Origin of the sequence: Streptococcus sp. HPH0090 (assembly GCF_000411475.1) — a bacterium.
Classification (GTDB): Bacteria; Bacillota; Bacilli; order Lactobacillales; family Streptococcaceae; genus Streptococcus.
In genome coordinates, this window is the sequence record NZ_KE150464.1 from 1,075,489 (window position 1) to 1,092,525 (window position 17,037).

16 protein-coding genes are annotated in these 17,037 nt (G+C 40.0%); 7 read left to right on the top strand and 9 right to left on the bottom strand.

Going from position 1 to position 17,037, the window contains the following annotated elements:
- Window positions 1-144: 144 nt before the first annotated feature.
- Window positions 145-3,852, top strand: a complete 3,708-nt coding sequence (locus HMPREF1481_RS07195; RefSeq protein WP_016466816.1) for a pullulanase — start codon at window positions 145-147, stop codon at window positions 3,850-3,852.
- A gap of 152 nt (window positions 3,853-4,004) precedes the next feature.
- On the opposite strand, the gene HMPREF1481_RS07200 is transcribed toward HMPREF1481_RS07195, so the two are convergent.
- Window positions 4,005-4,442, bottom strand: coding sequence for an Rrf2 family transcriptional regulator (locus HMPREF1481_RS07200; protein WP_016466817.1), 438 nt, complete (start codon window positions 4,440-4,442; stop codon window positions 4,005-4,007).
- Window positions 4,443-4,512: 70 nt separating this feature from the next.
- Entirely contained in the window at window positions 4,513-5,352 is an 840-nt protein-coding gene (locus HMPREF1481_RS07205; protein WP_016466818.1) for a metallophosphoesterase family protein, read from the bottom strand.
- 144 nt (window positions 5,353-5,496) lie between these two features.
- Between HMPREF1481_RS07205 and HMPREF1481_RS07210 the strand changes: the two genes are divergently transcribed.
- From HMPREF1481_RS07210 to HMPREF1481_RS07225, 4 genes are all read left to right on the top strand, one after another.
- Entirely contained in the window at window positions 5,497-5,949 is a 453-nt protein-coding gene (locus HMPREF1481_RS07210) for a universal stress protein (RefSeq protein ID WP_016466819.1), read from the top strand.
- A 476-nt stretch (window positions 5,950-6,425) separates the two neighbouring features.
- A complete protein-coding gene (gene amaP / locus HMPREF1481_RS07215) occupies window positions 6,426-6,989 on the top strand; it encodes an alkaline shock response membrane anchor protein AmaP (RefSeq protein ID WP_016466820.1) in 564 nt (187 codons plus the stop codon).
- Between the two features lie 12 nt (window positions 6,990-7,001).
- Window positions 7,002-7,172, top strand: coding sequence for a DUF2273 domain-containing protein (locus tag HMPREF1481_RS10685; protein ID WP_006144923.1), 171 nt, complete (start codon window positions 7,002-7,004; stop codon window positions 7,170-7,172).
- Window positions 7,173-7,185: 13 nt separating this feature from the next.
- Complete coding sequence (locus HMPREF1481_RS07225) at window positions 7,186-7,779, top strand: Asp23/Gls24 family envelope stress response protein (RefSeq protein WP_006150062.1); 594 nt, start codon at window positions 7,186-7,188, stop codon at window positions 7,777-7,779.
- A gap of 75 nt (window positions 7,780-7,854) precedes the next feature.
- Here the strand turns inward: HMPREF1481_RS07225 and HMPREF1481_RS07230 are convergent, their stop codons facing one another.
- Entirely contained in the window at window positions 7,855-9,249 is a 1,395-nt protein-coding gene (locus tag HMPREF1481_RS07230) for a Cof-type HAD-IIB family hydrolase (protein WP_016466821.1), read from the bottom strand.
- 65 nt (window positions 9,250-9,314) lie between these two features.
- Between HMPREF1481_RS07230 and HMPREF1481_RS07235 the strand changes: the two genes are divergently transcribed.
- Window positions 9,315-10,277, top strand: a complete 963-nt coding sequence (locus HMPREF1481_RS07235) for an asparaginase (RefSeq protein ID WP_016466822.1) — start codon at window positions 9,315-9,317, stop codon at window positions 10,275-10,277.
- Window positions 10,278-10,316: 39 nt separating this feature from the next.
- On the opposite strand, the gene ccpA is transcribed toward HMPREF1481_RS07235, so the two are convergent.
- Window positions 10,317-11,324, bottom strand: coding sequence for a catabolite control protein A (gene ccpA / locus HMPREF1481_RS07240; protein ID WP_016466823.1), 1,008 nt, complete (start codon window positions 11,322-11,324; stop codon window positions 10,317-10,319).
- Between the two features lie 205 nt (window positions 11,325-11,529).
- On the opposite strand from ccpA, the gene HMPREF1481_RS07245 reads away from it, so the two are divergent.
- Window positions 11,530-11,847, top strand: coding sequence for a DUF960 domain-containing protein (locus HMPREF1481_RS07245; RefSeq protein ID WP_016466824.1), 318 nt, complete (start codon window positions 11,530-11,532; stop codon window positions 11,845-11,847).
- Between the two features lie 34 nt (window positions 11,848-11,881).
- Here HMPREF1481_RS07245 and HMPREF1481_RS07250 read toward each other — a convergent pair whose 3' ends face one another.
- Genes HMPREF1481_RS07250 through folP form a run of 5 tightly spaced genes read right to left on the bottom strand, consistent with a single transcriptional unit; the run spans window position 11,882 to window position 16,822 of the window.
- The gene (locus HMPREF1481_RS07250; RefSeq protein WP_016466825.1) at window positions 11,882-13,165 is read right to left on the bottom strand and encodes a hypothetical protein; all 1,284 of its coding nucleotides are present in this window, start codon (window positions 13,163-13,165) and stop codon (window positions 11,882-11,884) included.
- On the bottom strand, window positions 13,158-13,979 hold the full coding sequence (gene folK, locus HMPREF1481_RS07255) for a 2-amino-4-hydroxy-6-hydroxymethyldihydropteridine diphosphokinase (protein WP_016466826.1): 822 nt from the start codon (window positions 13,977-13,979) through the stop codon (window positions 13,158-13,160). Before folK ends, HMPREF1481_RS07250 begins: the two co-directional genes overlap by 8 nt.
- A 40-nt stretch (window positions 13,980-14,019) precedes the next feature.
- Complete coding sequence (gene folE, locus HMPREF1481_RS07260) at window positions 14,020-14,574, bottom strand: GTP cyclohydrolase I FolE (protein ID WP_016466827.1); 555 nt, start codon at window positions 14,572-14,574, stop codon at window positions 14,020-14,022.
- A 3-nt stretch (window positions 14,575-14,577) separates the two neighbouring features.
- A complete protein-coding gene (locus tag HMPREF1481_RS07265; RefSeq protein ID WP_016466828.1) occupies window positions 14,578-15,876 on the bottom strand; it encodes a bifunctional folylpolyglutamate synthase/dihydrofolate synthase in 1,299 nt (432 codons plus the stop codon).
- A 1-nt stretch (window position 15,877) separates the two neighbouring features.
- Window positions 15,878-16,822 carry a dihydropteroate synthase gene (folP, locus tag HMPREF1481_RS07270; RefSeq protein ID WP_016466829.1) on the bottom strand — a complete coding sequence of 315 codons (945 nt, stop codon included), beginning with the start codon at window positions 16,820-16,822 and terminating at the stop codon, window positions 15,878-15,880.
- Window positions 16,823-17,037 lie beyond the last annotated feature (215 nt).

Below are 17,037 nucleotides of genomic sequence, written 5' to 3' on the forward strand. Positions count from 1 at the left end.
CTTAAAAATCAAGGAGAGTTTTTTTTAATAGCATAGCTTTTAGGAAAACGCTTGCACAATTTTTTACCCCATGTTATACTGATTTAAAAATAAATTTATAGGAGACTATTGATGAAAAACATATTTCCTCAGCACTAGAAAAAAATGGTTTATAGTATTCGTTCTCTAAAAAATGGAACAGGGTCAGTACTTATTGGTGCTAGCTTTATCCTACTAGCTCTTGCAACTCCTCATGTTACTGCAGATGAGAATTTATCAAGCACTAGAGAAAATGTAAGCGCTGTTACTGTTAACCCTGCAGATACAAATTCTATGCCAGTTCCAATTCCTGTTTCTGACCAAAACAATGAAAGTGATTCCCTCGAAACTGAAGAAAAGGCTAAAAAATCTGAAGTAGCTTTAACTACTGAAAATGCTAAAGCTGAGGGTGCAACAACCAATCCTTCTAGCGATCAAGTAGAAAAGAAAGACGAGCCAGCCACAACTTCAGAGGATAAAAAAACTGAAGTAGCTGCAAGTCCAGTTTCAGATGAAAAAACAAAAGTAGAAACTAATTCTGAAACTCCAATCGCAGACAACTACTTCCGTATCCATGTAAAAAAACTCCCAGAAGAAACTAAGGATTCTCAAGGACTTTGGACCTGGGACGATGTCGAAAAACCATCTGAAAATTGGCCAAATGGAGCCCAGTCATTTAAAGATGCCAAACGAGATGACTATGGCTACTACCTGGATGTCAAACTCAAAAATGATCAAGCCAAGAAGGTCAGCTTCCTCATCAACAATACAAAAGGAGATAATCTTACTGGAGACCGTTCTGTAGAGCGTCTCTCTCCAAAAATGAATGAAGCTTGGCTAGATGAAAACTATAAAGTATACAACTATCAACCTCAACCAGCAGGAACTATTCGTGTCAACTATTATCGAACAGATGGAAATTATGATAAAAAATCCCTCTGGTACTGGGGTGATGTCAAGAATCCAAGTAGTGGAGAATGGCCTGATGGAACAGACTTTACCGAAACTGGAAAACACGGTCGCTACATTGATATTCCACTGAATGAAGCTGCAAGAGAATTCGGTTTTTTATTACTAGACGAAAGCAAAAAGGGAGATGATGTGAAAATCAGAAAAGAAGACTATAAATTCACAGATTTGAAAAATCACAGTCAGATTTTCCTCAAAGATGATGATGCAACTATCTACACCAACCCATATTATGTTCACGATATTCGCATGACTGGTGCTCAACATGTCGCTAAGTCTCGTATCGAAAGCAGTTTTTCTACCCTAGTTGGTGCCAAGAAAGAAGATATCCTCAAACATTCTAACATCACTGACCACCAAGGGAACAAAATAGCCATCACAGATCTCGAACTAGATGAAGCTGGTAAGAAAGTAACCTACATCGGTGACTTCTCTGATACTCAAAACCCTTACACAGTTGCTTACGATTCAGATCGTTTCACAACTCGTTCTAGCTGGCGTCTCAAGGACGAAACCTACAGTTACGACGGTCCTCTCGGTGCTAACCTCAAAGAAGATGGCAAGCGCGTTGAACTCACCCTCTGGTCTCCAAGTGCCGATAAAGTTGCCGTTGTCGTCTACGATAAGAGAGATCCTGAAAAAGTGGTCGGAACTGTAGCCCTTGAAAAGGGAGAAAAAGGAACTTGGAAACAAACTCTAGATGAAAATTCAGGTCTCGGCATCAGTAACTACACTGGTTACTACTACCACTACCAAATCGAACGCCAAGGCAAATCCATCCTTGCGCTAGACCCTTATGCTAAATCACTAGCAGCTTGGAATAGCGATCTAGCAAAAACAGATCCTGCTCATAAAGTTGCTAAAGCTGCCTTTGTAGATCCATCAAAACTAGGTCCACAAGACTTGACCTATGGTAAAATTCGCAACTTCAAATCACGTGAAGATGCTGTCATCTATGAAGCCCATGTTCGCGACTTCACTTCAGATCCTGCCATCGCAAAAGACTTGACAAAACCCTTTGGTACCTTTGAAGCCTTTATCGAAAAGCTTGACTACCTCAAGGATTTAGGTGTTACCCACATCCAACTCCTTCCTGTCTTGTCTTACTACTATGTCAATGAATTGAAGAACCAAGAACGCTTAGCTGGTTATGCTTCAAGCAATAGCAACTACAACTGGGGTTATGACCCTCAAAACTACTTCTCCTTAACCGGTATGTACTCAAGTGATCCTAAGAATCCAGAAAAACGTATCGCAGAATTTAAAAATCTCGTGAACGAGATCCACAAACGTGGCATGGGAGCCATCTTGGACGTAGTATACAACCATACTGCCAATGTCGATATCTTTGAAGACCTTGAGCCAAACTACTACCACTTCATGGATGCTGATGGTTCGCCACGTACTAACTTTGGTGGTGGTCGTCTAGGAACAACCCACTACATGTCTAAACGTGTCTTGGTAGACTCTATCAAGTACCTGGTTGACACCTACAAAGTGGATGGTTTCCGTTTCGATATGATGGGAGACCACGATGCAGCTTCTATCGAAGAAGCTTATAAGGCTGCACGCGCCCTCAATCCACACCTTATCATGTTAGGTGAAGGCTGGAGAACCTACACTGGTGATGAAAATACGCCTGTACAACCTGCTGACCAAGATTGGATGAAGAAAACAGATACTGTCGCTGTCTTTTCAGACGACATCCGCAACAACCTCAAGTCTGGCTATCCAAACGAAGGGCAACCTGCCTTTATCACAGGTGGTAAACGTGATATCAATACCATCTTTAAAAATCTCATTGCTCAACCAACCAACTTTGAAGCGGACAACCCAGGAGATGTTATCCAGTATATCGCAGCCCATGATAACTTGACCCTCTTTGACATCATTGCCCAATCTATCAAAAAAGACCCAAGTAAGGCTGAGAACTATGCGGAAATACATCGTCGTTTACGACTTGGAAACCTCATGGTCTTAACGGCACAAGGAACACCATTTATCCACTCTGGTCAGGAGTATGGACGTACCAAACAATTCCTGGATCCAGCCTATAAAACTCCTGTTTCAGAGGATAAGGTTCCAAACAAATCTCACTTGTTGCGTGATAAGGACGGCAATCCATTTGTCTATCCATATTTCATCCATGACTCTTATGACTCTAGCGATGCTGTCAACAAGTTTGACTGGACTAAGGCTACAGATGGTAAAGCTTTCCCTGAAAATGTCAAGAGTCGCGACTACATGAAAGGACTGATTGCTCTTCGTCAATCTACAGATGCCTTCCGACTCAAGAGTCTGCAAGATATCAAGGAGCGTGTCCGCCTCATTACTGTCCCAGGACAAAATGGAGTTAAAAATGAAGATGTGGTCATCGGCTACCAAATCACTGCTCCAAATGGAGATATCTACGCTGTCTTTGTAAATGCAGATGAAAAGGCTCGTGAATTCACTCTAGGAACAGACTTTGCTCACTTAAGAAATGCTGAAGTTTTGGCAGATGAAAATCAAGCCGGACCAGTAGGAATCGCTAAACCTCAAGGTCTCGAATGGACTGAAAAAGGCTTGAAATTGAACGCTCTCACTGCTGTCGTTCTCCGCTTGTCTCAAGGTGGCGCCATCGTCGCTCCAGCCGTAGAAGAAAAACCAGAATTTGATCTTTCTAGCTTGGAAGTCGAACCAGAACAAGGTCAAGCTCAAAACCTAGCAGCCAATCCTGAAACTCAAGAAACTGCTGCAGAGGCTCACTCTCAGAACCTCCTTCCAAACACAGGAACTGAGAGCAAATCCCTCCTTGCTCTTGCTGGATTCAGCATCCTCTCCCTTCTCGGACTTGGAAGTTTCCTAAAGAAAAAAGAGAAATAATAGGGTTATAGGCTTCAATAATTCAGCACTTTATAAATAATCAACAAAAAAGCAAGAACTAAAAAATTCTTGCTTTTTTAAATTAGAGAGTCAAAATTGAGACTTTTATTACCAGAGGATTCCCTTATAAGAAAAGAGGAACTAAATTCCTCTTAACTTTTTATTTTTGCTTTTGCATCTGCCACTAGTTGAGCAAGACTAGTTTGACCCAACTCCTGCTCCATTGCCATCTGAATCTTATCGAGTTTTTGATCCAAAACCCCATGAATATTGGCTCCAACTGGACAATTTGGATTTGGATTGTCATGAAAACTAAAGAGTTGACCAGTCTTTCCGAGGCATTCAACAGCTTGATAAACATCTAAGAGACTGATATCTTCAAGATTTTTGATGATTTCTGCTCCTCCAGTCCCACGCGCAACAGAAATCAAGTTCGCTTTTTTCAGTTGGGACAAGGTTTTACGGATAATAACAGGATTGACTCCTACGCTACTAGCTAGCAAATCACTGGTAACTTTGTTTTCTTTTCCTTCAAGAGCAATGATAACCAGCATATGGGTTGCAATGGTAAAGCGACTTGAAATTTGCATGCAGTTCTCCTTTTTCGTTAACTAAGCTCATTCTTCTCTTATATTTATTATAACTCCTCTAGTTGTAATGTCAAGAGTTACGACTGAGCCAGTCATCCAATTCTGCATCATGTCCTTCATTTTGAGCAATTTCATGGAGTAATTCTTGATTATGAGTGTGGTGAATTCCATTGACTAAGCTTTCATAGTAAATTTTATAGTAGGGCAACTGTAACTCTCTAGCCAGCTGCAATTCTGCCTCAACATCATAATCAACACGTCGAAAGTCTACATCCTTCAGTCCTTTGTCATCAAAGTCCAAAATCATATACTGGGCTCGCAAGTCCCCACGCAGACTTGCTGATAAAAAGAATGGTTGCCCAATCGAACCAGGGTTCAAAATAAGTTGCCCACCACTTCCATAGCGAAGAAACTGTTGATGAATATGCCCATAAATCGCAATATCACAGTCAGGATTCGTCACCAAACGGTCAAAATCTTCCTGCTTACCAAGATGAATCAGTTCTCTTCCCCAATTTTTATCCGGTAAATGATGACTAATCCCCACCTTTAGATTTCCAAACTGGCGATGGGTGTGCATAGGAAAATCCTGAAGTTCTTCAATCTCATCTAGACTAATTTCTTCCATGATATACTGACATTGACGCAAAAGATAGCGATGACTGGGTCTTCTAGTATCTAATTTGCGGTGAGCAGCCCGCCATAAACTTTCTTCCCAATTCCCCAGAACCCGAACCGTAATCGGCAATTCCTCCAATCGTCTGAGGATACTTTTTCGTCCTGTTCCTGGCATGAGAATATCTCCCAAAAGCCAATATTCCTCAACTCCTGCCTTTTCCGCATCTGTGAGAACTGCTTCCAATGCTCCTGTGTTGCCATGAATATCTGAAAGTACCGCAATTTTTGTCATATCAATCCCTCTTGTTTTCTCACATTTAATTATAGCACTCTTAAAAGCAAAGTCAAAAGCGTTTTCCTTCCTATCATTTTTTACTTTACTTTTTTAGTGAAAAGGATTACAATGAGGATGATAAGAAATGAGGAGGTTTTTGCTATGACACAACGTTACGAAAACATCATGGTAGCAGTCGACGGTTCTAAAGAAGCTGATTTGGCTTTTGTTAAGGGAGTTCAGTCAGCTGTGCGTAACCAAGCTAAATTAACCATTGCCCATGTCATTGACACTCGTGCTCTTCAAAGTATTTCAACATTTGATGCTGAAGTTTATGAAGAGTTACAAGTGGAAGCCCAAGACTTGATGGCAGAATATGAAAAGCGTGCTAGAGACGCTGGTCTTACAGACATAAAAGTTGTCATCGAAATGGGAAATCCTAAAACTCTTTTAGCCAAAACAATCCCTGAACAAGAACATGTTGATTTGATTTTGGTTGGAGCAACTGGGCTTAACGCCTTCGAACGTTTGCTTGTCGGATCTTCATCAGAATATATCCTACGCCATACAAGTGTTGACCTTCTCGTTGTTCGAGACAAGGATAAAACTTTATAATGAGAACAAAAGAGGTCGGGAAAATCCCGGCCTCGCTTTTTATTAGTGATAGCCTTTTATACAGCGAGGACTATATTCGTCAAAAAATCCTAAACTAATCTGTAAAGTAAAGGAGAGGATGTTCAAAATTGACAGTGCTTTCATAAAATGCTATACTAAAAACAACTGAGAATGTATTCGCAGTTTAGAAAAGGAGACCCATTTTTTTGCCACTTGTTATAGACAACTTGGCATTTTTACGTCTAAGGGTATCATACATTTTGTTTTGAAACTACTTACTCCATTTTCCTAGTTCTCTATTAACAATCCCTCGGGGTGATGAGCCCTTCGTTAACTAAATTAGCTAACCTCATCTATCATAGTAGCACTTTTCAAAGTCACTAATTCCGTATTCTTCTATCTTGAAGATGATAGATTGTTGTACACCTGCCTAAACTATTACAATAATCTATGAGCTTAATTCGAAAGGATTGTATATGTCAAAAACAAAGAAAATACTTTTACTTATTTTCTGTATTCTTATCTTGACAGTCTTCCTCCCCATCTTGATTGATTACCAACAAGCAAGTGACTTAGGCATTCAATTGTTTAGTTGGAGAGAATGGAGTTTTGCTACATTCATTTCAAAATACATTTTTTGGGGGACATTAATCCTATCAGTATTAGTTTTATCATCAATCCTAGTTATACTATTTTATCCTAAACAATATCTGGATATTCAATTAGGTACTAAAGATGATAAGCTTAAACTAAAAAATTCAGCTATTGAAGGGTTCGTTAGATGTGTTGTTGATGAATATGAGTTGATTAAAAATCCAACTATCCGTGTAAATATCAGAAGAAATAAATGTTTTGTTTACGTGGAAGGTAGAATAATTACTTCAGACAACATCTCTACTAAGTGCCAGTCAATTCAAAATGAAATAACTCAAGGATTAAGGCAGTTTTTTGGTCTTGAACGTGAGGTAAAACTTGAAGTTTTGGTTAAAAACTATCAACCTCCAACTCAACACAAGAAAACTACAAGTCGTGTAGATTAAGGAAGTGAAAAGATGGAATTACTTAAAAAGTATCAGTATCCAATTTTATCAGGCTTAATAGGTATTATTCTAGCTTGTTTAATTATTTCCTTTGGTTTCTTCAAAACACTATTTGTTTTGATTTTCGGAGCTTTAGGAATTGTAATTGGATTATATATCCAAAAAAACTATATAAATAAATAATAAGGAGTTGCATATGTCAAACTTGGAAAAAAACGTTTCTACAGAAAAAAATGAATCTACTGCTACTACTCATGAAGTAAAAGGAAGCCTTACTTATGAAAATAAGGTTATCCAAAAAATTATTGGTCTAGCACTAGAAAAAGTACCTGGTCTTTTGGACGTTGATGGAGGATTTTTCTCTAATTTAACTGAAAAAATTATTAACACAGATAATGTTACTCGTGGAGTTAATGTTGAAGTTGGTAAGACACAAGTTGCTGTCGATTTGAATGTTGTTGTAGAATACAAAATTAACGTTCCTGAACTATACAACAAAATTAAAAAAGTTGTCACTTCTGAGGTTTCACAAATGACAAATCTTGAAGTTGTTGAAGTAAATGTGAACGTTGTTGATATCAAAACAAAAGAACAATTTGAAGCAGATTCAGTGAGTCTTCAAGATAGAGTAACTGACGTAGCAGAGTCAACAGGTGAATTTGCATCCGAACAATTTGGAAAAGTTAAATCTGGTTTCAGTAATGGTGTATCAACTGCTAAAGAAAAAGCAAGTGAAGGTGTCGAAGCTGTAAAAGATGTAACATCTAAAGAAAAAAGTCGTGTAAACTAGCTCCAAAATCTAATATGAACAAAAATACCTATTGAATAAATCCAATAGGTATTTTAATTTTTCATCTTGAAGCTTCTAACTCATTCTATTTTCTCTTTCCTTATGGCGTTCATAAGCCTTAATTTGGCGCTCTATCTCCTTTTTGATCGCAGGTTCTGGAGCATATTTTTCTTTCCAGTTATCTGGTTTCAAGATTTTGTGGGTTACTGGATCAAAATGAGCTTTACCATCTGGGAAGATTTTACCCATATTCGCTTGATGGACAATCTCAAAGATTCTCTCTGGGTCTACCCCCATCAGAACAAAACTACCATAAGTAAAGTAGAGCGTATCAATCAAAGCATCTACTTGACCAACGAGGCTTTTCTCAGCTGGTGTTGACTTACTTACTTTTTCTGCTGCTTTATCGAGTGCTCGATGCAAATCTTGTACGGCTTGTTGGAATTCCTCTTCAGAATTGCTGGCAGCGCGGACAAACTCAACTAACTCTTCAATCTTAAAGCCAGCACGGTGAGTTGCCCCTTCTAAATCCCAAGCGATAGGTTCTTCTTGAGTTCGCTCATCCATCATGTGATGGAAGGTTTTGACTTTATTGAAATGATAGTCGCGACTAACAAAGACTTTTTCAGAAGCCAAGACTCCAAAATATTCTAAAGCCTTGTGAATGCCGTCATCTTGGTTGCTGGCAGTAATATGCTTGGCAACCTCTTTCACACTACTGCTACCATTTCCCATGGCAACAGACATCCCAACTCCAGCCAACATCTCCAAGTCATTATCTGAGTCACCAAAGGCCATGACTTGATTGAGATCAAAACCGTACTCTTTTCCGACACGGCGAATTCCTTCCAACTTGGAATTTCCTTGATTGATAATATCCGCCGCAAAAGGATTACTCCTAGTAAACTTGAGATGACTTAATTGCTCAGCCGCATGATTGGTCTCCTCAGGAGTCATCAACATGAGCACCTGGTAGACCGGTTGGTTAATCAAGTCCAGCAAATCATCTTCCTTCTGAGGTAGCGCCTTGCTGATCATGCGATTAAAGGAATGACTTACAGTACGTGTTAAGAACTTAGGCACAAAACGACTAACTAATTGTGACAGAGGACTAAGCCCAAAGGACATGATACGAGAACCGACAACATCTTGTCTCCTTCCCATGGCAATCTCTTTTCGATTTTCCTTGGCATAAGAGATGATTTGTCTGAGACTTCTCTTATCAATAGGGCTAGCAAAAAGAACACGGTCTTTGTTAAAGATATATTGGCCATTGTAGGTTACTGCAAAATCCAGGTCTAAGTCGTCCATCAAATCCTTAACAAAAAAAGGTCCTCGCCCTGTTGCTACTCCAACAAGCACCCCTTGCTCTTTCACAATCTTGATAGCTTCTTTAGTGGACTTCAAAACACTCTTACGGTCATTTACAAGCGTTCCATCGATATCAAAAAAAACTGCTTTGACTTCCATCCTATCTCATTCCTTTCTTTTATGATACAATGATTATACCACATTTCAGAAAAAGTGAGTGAATCATGACTAAGAAAATCCTTGTTTTACATACTGGTGGTACTATTTCCATGCAGGCAGATGAATCTGGAGCTGTAAGAACTAGTGCTGACAACCCTATGAACCATATCTCTAATCCACTCGAAGGCATCGAAGTCCATTCCTTGGATTTTTTAAATTTACCAAGTCCACATATCAAACCCAAGCATATGCTAGCTCTTTACAAAAAGATAAAAGAAGAGGCAGCTGCATACGATGGCGTTGTGATTACACATGGGACAGATACTCTAGAAGAAACTGCCTATTTTCTAGATACCATGGAGGTTCCTCATATGCCTATCGTTTTAACAGGTGCTATGAGATCTTCCAATGAACTAGGAAGTGATGGCGTCTATAATTATCTTAGCGCCTTACGTGTGGCTAGTGATGACAAGGCTGCAGATAAGGGTGTGCTAGTCGTTATGAACGACGAAATTCACGCTGCGAAGTATGTCACTAAAACACATACTACAAATGTTAGTACCTTTCAAACACCGACTCACGGTCCACTTGGACTCATTATGAAGCATGAAATTCTCTACTTCAAAACGGCAGAACCTCGTGTTCGTTTTGACTTGGACCACATTCAGGGATTGGTTCCTATCGTACCTGTTTATGCGGGCATGACTGAGGAGCTTCTTGATTTACTTCCTGTAGATCAGTTAGATGGGCTGATAATTCAAGCTTTTGGTGCTGGAAATGTGCCTAAAGAAACTGCTCAAAAACTGAAATCTCTCTGTCAAACAGGACTTCCTATTGCACTCGTTTCTCGTTGTTTCAATGGGATTGCAGAACCTGTTTATGCCTATGAAGGCGGAGGAATTTGCCTTCAAAATGATGGTGTTTATTTTGTAAAAGAATTAAATGCTCAGAAAGCACGTCTTAAACTCCTTATTGCGATTAATGCAGGACTAAAGGGCGATGAACTCCGAGCATATATGGAAGGATAAGAAAAACCAGGAAATCAACTGATTTCCTGGGATTTTTTGTTAGTCTTTACGAGTTGATTTACGCTCTGTCAAACCGTGAGGGAGAAGAACTTCACGTTCCTCCAACTCTTCTTTATGCATAATCTTCGTCAACATACGCATACTAATCGCACCAAGGTCATACAAGGGTTGTGCGATAGTAGTCAGGTTTGGTCGAGTAAAGCGTGCGATTTGAGAATCATCACTTGTAATGATTTCAAAGTCTTCTGGTACTGAAACTCCATGGTCAGCTAAGCTGTTCAAGAGACCTGCCGCCAATTCATCACCAGTCACAATCGCCGCAGTTGCTTTTGAAGAAACTAAGCGTTCTGCCAAGGCATAACCATCATCATAGCGATATTTTGATTCGAATACAAGACCTTCACTATAGTTGACTCCAGCCTGTTTCAAAGCTTCCTTATAACCAACCAAGCGAACTTTACCATTGATATCATCTACTAATGGGCCACTCACAAAGGCAATCTTTTTGTTACGTTTCAATAAATGACGAACAGCATCCGCAGTAGCATTCTTATAGTCAATGTTAACACTTGGAAGTTGGTGTTCAACATCTACTGTTCCTGCAAGAACGACAGGAGTACGTGAGCGTGAAAACTCTGAACGAATCTTCTCTGTCAAATGGTAGCCCATAAAGATAACACCATCAACTTGTTTTGAAAAAAGTGTGTTTACTACGGCTACTTCTTTTTCATCATCTTCATCACTATTAGCGAGAACGATGTTGTACTTGTACATCTCTGCAATGTCATCAATCCCTTTTGCGAGAGCCGCAAAATAAGTGTTTGTGATATCTGGAATGACAACCCCAACAGTTGTTGTACGTTTGCTTGCCAAACCACGAGCAACTGCATTGGGACGATAGTCAAGGCGATCAATAACCTCTAGAACTTTCTTACGAGTGTTCTCTTTGACATTTTTGTTGCCATTAACTACACGACTGACGGTTGCCATTGAAACTCCTGCTTCTCGGGCAACGTCATAAATTGTTACTGTATCATCTGTGTTCATACCGTTTCCTTTCTAATGTTGAAAATTTTGTTTTCATGTTTACACTACCACTAGTTTACCATTAATTGTAAGCATTTTCAAGGGATATATAAAGTTTCTTTGAAAAAATTTTACTGTAAATCATATTTTCTGAAATCAGTTTACTTTTCTTGATTTTTAGAGATGTTTGCAGTATGATAATAAAAAAATGAAGTAGGAGGCATCGATGGCTTTCACGGATTCGCATCGACGTTGTGCCAGTTTTGGTGTAGTAACTAATCTCCCAGATGATGTTATCGATTCAATCTGGTATATTATCGATCATTTTTTAAAGCATGTTTTTGAATTAGAAGATGAATTGGAATTTCGACTATTAAATAACGAAGGCTCTATCACCTTCCGCTTTTCTAGTAAACATCTGCCTACAACGATTGACTTTGATTTTAATCATCGTTTTGATCCTTTGTATCCACCCAAAGTACTTGTGATGGATATGGACGGCAAGGAAACCATTCTCCTCCCTGAAGAAAATGACCTATTTTAAAAACTCTAGTCTCCTGACTAGAGTTTTATTTTTATTAATAAACAGATCGACTGACCACGATACCACCTGGTTTTTTAAATTCTAAATCTAGATAATCCTGATAGGTTCCAGGAACGATAAACCCTTGCGGGCTCAGGATATCTGTCCCAGCTTCTCCAACGATAGAATCTGCTAGCAGAACACAGTTGGTACTAAGGACAAAATAGGTTTTGTATTTAGACGATTTAAACTTATAGAGACTGGCATCTGCTTCATGTTTCAATTGATAAGAGTAAGTATGTTTGATTTCCCCTTCTCTTCTTTTCATCAACTGCGAACTTGGTTCCCAAGGGATTAAAAGATTCTCTATTTCTTTCAATCGCTCTTCGATTGCCTTTTTCTGTTGTTCAGACAAGCTCAAGCCATAAGCAAATAGCGTTTTCTGGCTTTCTCTCTTACAGAGTTCAATATATTTTTCTCGATTGGCCTTAAAAAAAACACCGTCGCCAATCGTCCCAAACAAGCGCTCTGAGTGAGGGTCATAGGAACCATATGAAATAACCTGACCTTGATAGCAAATATCTACATGTCCCATTGCCAAGAAGAAAGACGATTCTGAAGCATGGATAAAAATTTCTAGATCAACTGATTTTTCATTTTTTCTCTCTGAATGTACTTGACTTTCTTCCGTTTGATGGGTCGCTAAGGTTTCATTCCACTTTCGTAAGGTGTTAATGGGAATCAAAGCTGTCACAAATATAGGCAGTGTCATTCTCATTCTGCGCTTCAGCTTGGGATTGCTTCTCCCTTTTTCAAAAAATAAACCATCCCTGAAACTGCTCGACCCCAACATGATTAAGTAAAAACCTAACAGAAGCAACTCAAAATTTGTTGCATCATGGAAAGGGGAGATACTGTAGAGACCAAATCCCATCATCCACACAGCATCAAATAAGTAATTGACCCTTGGACGAATATGATTCTTCCGATAAATCAACCAGGTAATCAGACTAATCAGACCAGTACACAATTGATAACTTCCAATAGCAATGACTAAGAAATAGAGGGCTATTCCCTGCAGAATGACAGAATCAAATAGGATGACAGCAACAAAGAGCTTGGCTAATGTTACAAAAATATTTTCTCTACGGGACTTTTCCTGAAACCATCGTGTCAATAAATGCCAAACTGCTGACAAGAAAAAGTAACCCATCAATAGCTGGTAACCCAATCTCGGTACTATCTGCCCAAAACAAATCAGGAGAAGACCAAGGATAATAGCTAGCGCTCCCTCCCCTAGACTTCTCCATTTACTATAAGTTTCGGAAAACTTAGGCATTTTCTTTCTCCAATTGACTATACAAGTGACGAATCGGTTGTCCTAGCACTGGATGAATAAAATGCGGAGCTATTTCTTGAAGGGATTCTAGGACAAAAAGGCGCTCGGGAATATAGGGATGTGGCAAGATGAGGGCGTCAGTATAGATCACTTGGTCCTCTACAAATAGCAAATCCAAGTCAATCAAGCGTGGTCCCCAATGTACCTCTCTAACTCGTCCCATTTCTGACTCAATCGCCAACAAGGTTTCTAACAAGATTGGAGCTGGCAACCAGGTTTCCACTTCAATGACTTGATTGGCAAAGCTATCTTGCTCTACCCCGCCCCAAGGCTCAGTCGTAATTACGCTAGACTCCTTGAGAACATGGATGCCACGAGCTCGCATTTTGTCAATCGCTTGCTCAAGATTAGCTGTCTTATCACCCATATTACTTCCTAGTGCGATAAAAGCTCGTTGTTTACGACGATGGATGGTTACTGAACAGGTATCTAGTGGTAAATGGACAGGTGCCCATGGTTTTTTGAGCTCCAATTCAATCTCTTGAACGATAGGGTAAGTCTCAAAAGTGCGTTCTACTAGTTTGTAGGCTACTGTTTCAATCAAGTCTTCACTTACTTCCTGAAACCAAGTCGTCCATTGCTGACAAAGTTCCCCATAATGGATAGAAGACTCCAAGTCCAACTCCGTCGCAGCCTTGGTCATATCATAGGATAAGCTAGCTGAAATGACAAACTTTTGCCCTAATTCCTTCTCACTAGGGAAGAGTCCATGAAAGGCAAAAACTTCCAGATCCTTAATGCGCAATTGATCCATAACTAGTCCTTTCTAGAAAAATCTACTTAAAACAGATTTCTTATAGTCCCATCAAACGGTATGCTTGATCTCGGAGGTCTTTATCCGTTTCAAAGACTCCACGAGCTACAGTGGTTAAGGTAGCAGTCCCTGGTTTTCGAACACCTCGCATACTCATACACATATGCTCCGCTTCAATAACAACGAAAGCACCTTTGGCACCAAGATAGTCCATCAAGGCGTCAGCTACTTCGATATTCAAGCGTTCTTGAATTTGTGGCTTTTTAGCATAAACTTCAACTGTACGTGCAAGCTTCGACAAACCTGCTACACGGCCATCTGGGATGTAAGCAATATGGGCTTTCCCATAAAATGGCAAGAAGTGGTGTTCACACATGGTATGGAAAAAAATATCCTTTTCCACTACCATATTGTCATCAATAATCTCAAAGGATTTTGACAAATGTTCCTCTGCAGTTTGACCAAGTCCTGAAAAAATTTCTTGGTACATGCGAGCTACACGGGCAGGAGTTTCCTGCAAGCCTTCGCGGTTGACATCTTCACCGACTGCCTCGATAATCATTTTGACAGCCTTCTCAATTTTTTGTGTATCCATTCGCTAGTTTTTCCTCTCCATCAGATAGGCTCTCACCTGGCTCAAGAAATACAAGGAGCCCGTGATGATCCTAACTGTTTTTTCCTCTTCATTTTCTGGTTTTTTCTGATCTAGAAACGCCTGCCAACTTTGATAATTGAGATTTCTAGAATGAGCTGCTTGTCTGAGCAGCTCTTCGGCGGTTGCTCGTCCATCATCAAAGCGCGTTAGTGTAAGCTCAGTATCTGGCAAGATTTCTAATAAATCTAACATGTCCTCCAAGGCCTTGGTTTTGATGCATGTAAAAAGTATTTCCTTGTGATAATCAGCAAAGCGTTCTTTCAGGGTAGCTAATAAAGCTTTGATTGCATGTGGGTTGTGGGCCCCATCTAAAATCATCAAGGGACTTCTAGAAACAACTTCAAAGCGTCCAGGCCAACTTGTTTCTTCTACGGCTTGAGCCACTATATCATTTTCTGGCAATTCTCGTCCAGTCTCTTGACAATAGGCATCCAACAAAGTTAATGCCATTCCAGCATTCTCTATCTGGTGCAAACCAAGCAGACCTGTTTGAAAGCGACCTTGTCTAACAGAACTTGTATAGTCAAATACCTCTCCAGTGATAATACTTTCACGATGGCTAACCTGATAGGCATCTCCATAGGACAGTCTAGGAGCCTGTTTTGCTTCCGCAATTTGGTCAATAACCGCCAAGGCTTCTGGGACAATGTTCCCCGTTACAAGAGTAACTCCTTGTTTGATAATTCCAGCCTTCTGCTCCGCGATAGCTTCCAAGCTATCCCCTAGTAGAGCTACATGGTCCAACCCAATGGTCGTAATACCTGTTAAGATAGGCTGACAAACATTGGTACTATCCAAAAGTCCGCCCATACCTACTTCCATAATGGCCACATCGACTTGCTCAGAAGCAAAATAGTCATAGGCTATAGCAGTGATAATCTCAAACTCTGTCGTCCCTCGCAAATCATGAGCATGCTCCCCCTCAAGTAGTGAGCGATAGTTTACCATCAAGGTCTCTAATCTTGCTTCTGGGATAGATTCCTCATTAATGGCAATCTGATCGGTATAATGAATCAGATAGGGTGAGCTAAAGACTCCAACTCTTAGCCCCATCTTTTCCAACATATTCTTCAAAAAGGCTATAGTAGACCCCTTACCATTGGTTCCTCCGATATGGATAACCTTGAGTTTCAGATGGGGATTGCCACGTAAGGCTAATAGCTTCACCATCCTCTCCAAACCAAAATGCGGTTGGTCTGTCCGATAGTTAGCTATCCACTGTTTCGTTTCGTTTTTATTCATCTTATTTATACTGTTTCAAGTTTAAATTTTCCGCATCATCTGCCAGACGGATGGCTGATGCGATTTCAACTGCCATCTTGTGGCTGGCTACATCGTGTACACGCACCACTTCTACACCCTGTCTAGCAGCGATACTAGTCACATGAGCTGAAGCCGTATCACGATTGCGGAAACCAGCTTCAGTTTCTGGGTTTACTTCAAAACCATTTTCTTCCAGAATATTGATGACAAAGCGCTTGCGAGAGACTCCTAAAAAGATAGGATAGCCCATCTCGTGTAATTTATCAAGGTCACGTAGAAGTATGAGATTTTCCTTTTTTGTCAAGCCAAAGCCAATCCCAGGATCTAGCATAATCTTTTCTTGCGAAATGCCTGCTTTTCCCGCTCTTACTAGAGCACGGTCAAAGAAAGCTGTCATCAATTCTTCTACTGGTAGTTGTTCAAAGTCTGCTAAGTCTTCTTTTGTAAAAGGCTCTCCAAAGCCAAAATGAGGGAAGATAAGTGAACTAGGGTGCTGAGGGCGTGCCATGACTGGATTAAACATGATGACTACCTGAGCTCCAGCTTTAGCAACCACATCCGCCATCTTCTCATCACCCATAAGACCTGTAATGTCATTGACTATATGGGCCCCAGCCTTTAGAGCTGCTTCTGCAACTTGACTTTTCCAAGTGTCTACCGAAATCAAAACATCACTTTCTTGACGGATAGCCTTAATGACTGGAACCACACGTTGGATTTCCTCTTCAATCTCAACATAGCTACTTCCAGGTCGAGTGGATTCTCCACCAATATCTAAAATAGTAGCACCTTCAGCAATCAATTTTCGAGCCTGCTTCAAAGCTTCCTCAACAGCAAAAAACTGGCCCCCATCAGAAAAAGAATCTGGGGTGACATTGATAATACCGCAAATAGCTGTTTTTGTATGATTGTCTCTTTTTTCCACGATTATCACTCAAATTTCATTTAGATTGGTATTCCTCTATTTTACTGTTTTTTTTGGATTCTGTCCAATTATCCCTCGCTACTCTCAAACTTTAAAAGAGCGCAAAAAAAAGTGTGGGACAGAAATCGGTAATTCGTTAGAATTCGATTTCATCGTCCCACCTCCGCACAGTTGAGTAGGGTTGTAAAAACTAATGAAATCAGCGTAGTAGAGTC

Bases quoted from the DNA above. Each gene is read 5' to 3' on its own strand.
- HMPREF1481_RS07195 (WP_016466816.1), top strand. From the start codon at position 145: ATGGTTTATAGTATTCGTTCTCTAAAAAATGGAACAGGGTCAGTACTT.
- HMPREF1481_RS07200 (WP_016466817.1), bottom strand. From the start codon at position 4,442: ATGCAAATTTCAAGTCGCTTTACCATTGCAACCCATATGCTGGTTATC.
- HMPREF1481_RS07205 (WP_016466818.1), bottom strand. From the start codon at position 5,352: ATGACAAAAATTGCGGTACTTTCAGATATTCATGGCAACACAGGAGCA.
- HMPREF1481_RS07210 (WP_016466819.1), top strand. From the start codon at position 5,497: ATGACACAACGTTACGAAAACATCATGGTAGCAGTCGACGGTTCTAAA.
- amaP (WP_016466820.1), top strand. From the start codon at position 6,426: ATGTCAAAAACAAAGAAAATACTTTTACTTATTTTCTGTATTCTTATC.
- HMPREF1481_RS10685 (WP_006144923.1), top strand. From the start codon at position 7,002: ATGGAATTACTTAAAAAGTATCAGTATCCAATTTTATCAGGCTTAATA.
- HMPREF1481_RS07225 (WP_006150062.1), top strand. From the start codon at position 7,186: ATGTCAAACTTGGAAAAAAACGTTTCTACAGAAAAAAATGAATCTACT.
- HMPREF1481_RS07230 (WP_016466821.1), bottom strand. From the start codon at position 9,249: ATGGAAGTCAAAGCAGTTTTTTTTGATATCGATGGAACGCTTGTAAAT.
- HMPREF1481_RS07235 (WP_016466822.1), top strand. From the start codon at position 9,315: ATGACTAAGAAAATCCTTGTTTTACATACTGGTGGTACTATTTCCATG.
- ccpA (WP_016466823.1), bottom strand. From the start codon at position 11,324: ATGAACACAGATGATACAGTAACAATTTATGACGTTGCCCGAGAAGCA.
- HMPREF1481_RS07245 (WP_016466824.1), top strand. From the start codon at position 11,530: ATGGCTTTCACGGATTCGCATCGACGTTGTGCCAGTTTTGGTGTAGTA.
- HMPREF1481_RS07250 (WP_016466825.1), bottom strand. From the start codon at position 13,165: ATGCCTAAGTTTTCCGAAACTTATAGTAAATGGAGAAGTCTAGGGGAG.
- folK (WP_016466826.1), bottom strand. From the start codon at position 13,979: ATGGATCAATTGCGCATTAAGGATCTGGAAGTTTTTGCCTTTCATGGA.
- folE (WP_016466827.1), bottom strand. From the start codon at position 14,574: ATGGATACACAAAAAATTGAGAAGGCTGTCAAAATGATTATCGAGGCA.
- HMPREF1481_RS07265 (WP_016466828.1), bottom strand. From the start codon at position 15,876: ATGAATAAAAACGAAACGAAACAGTGGATAGCTAACTATCGGACAGAC.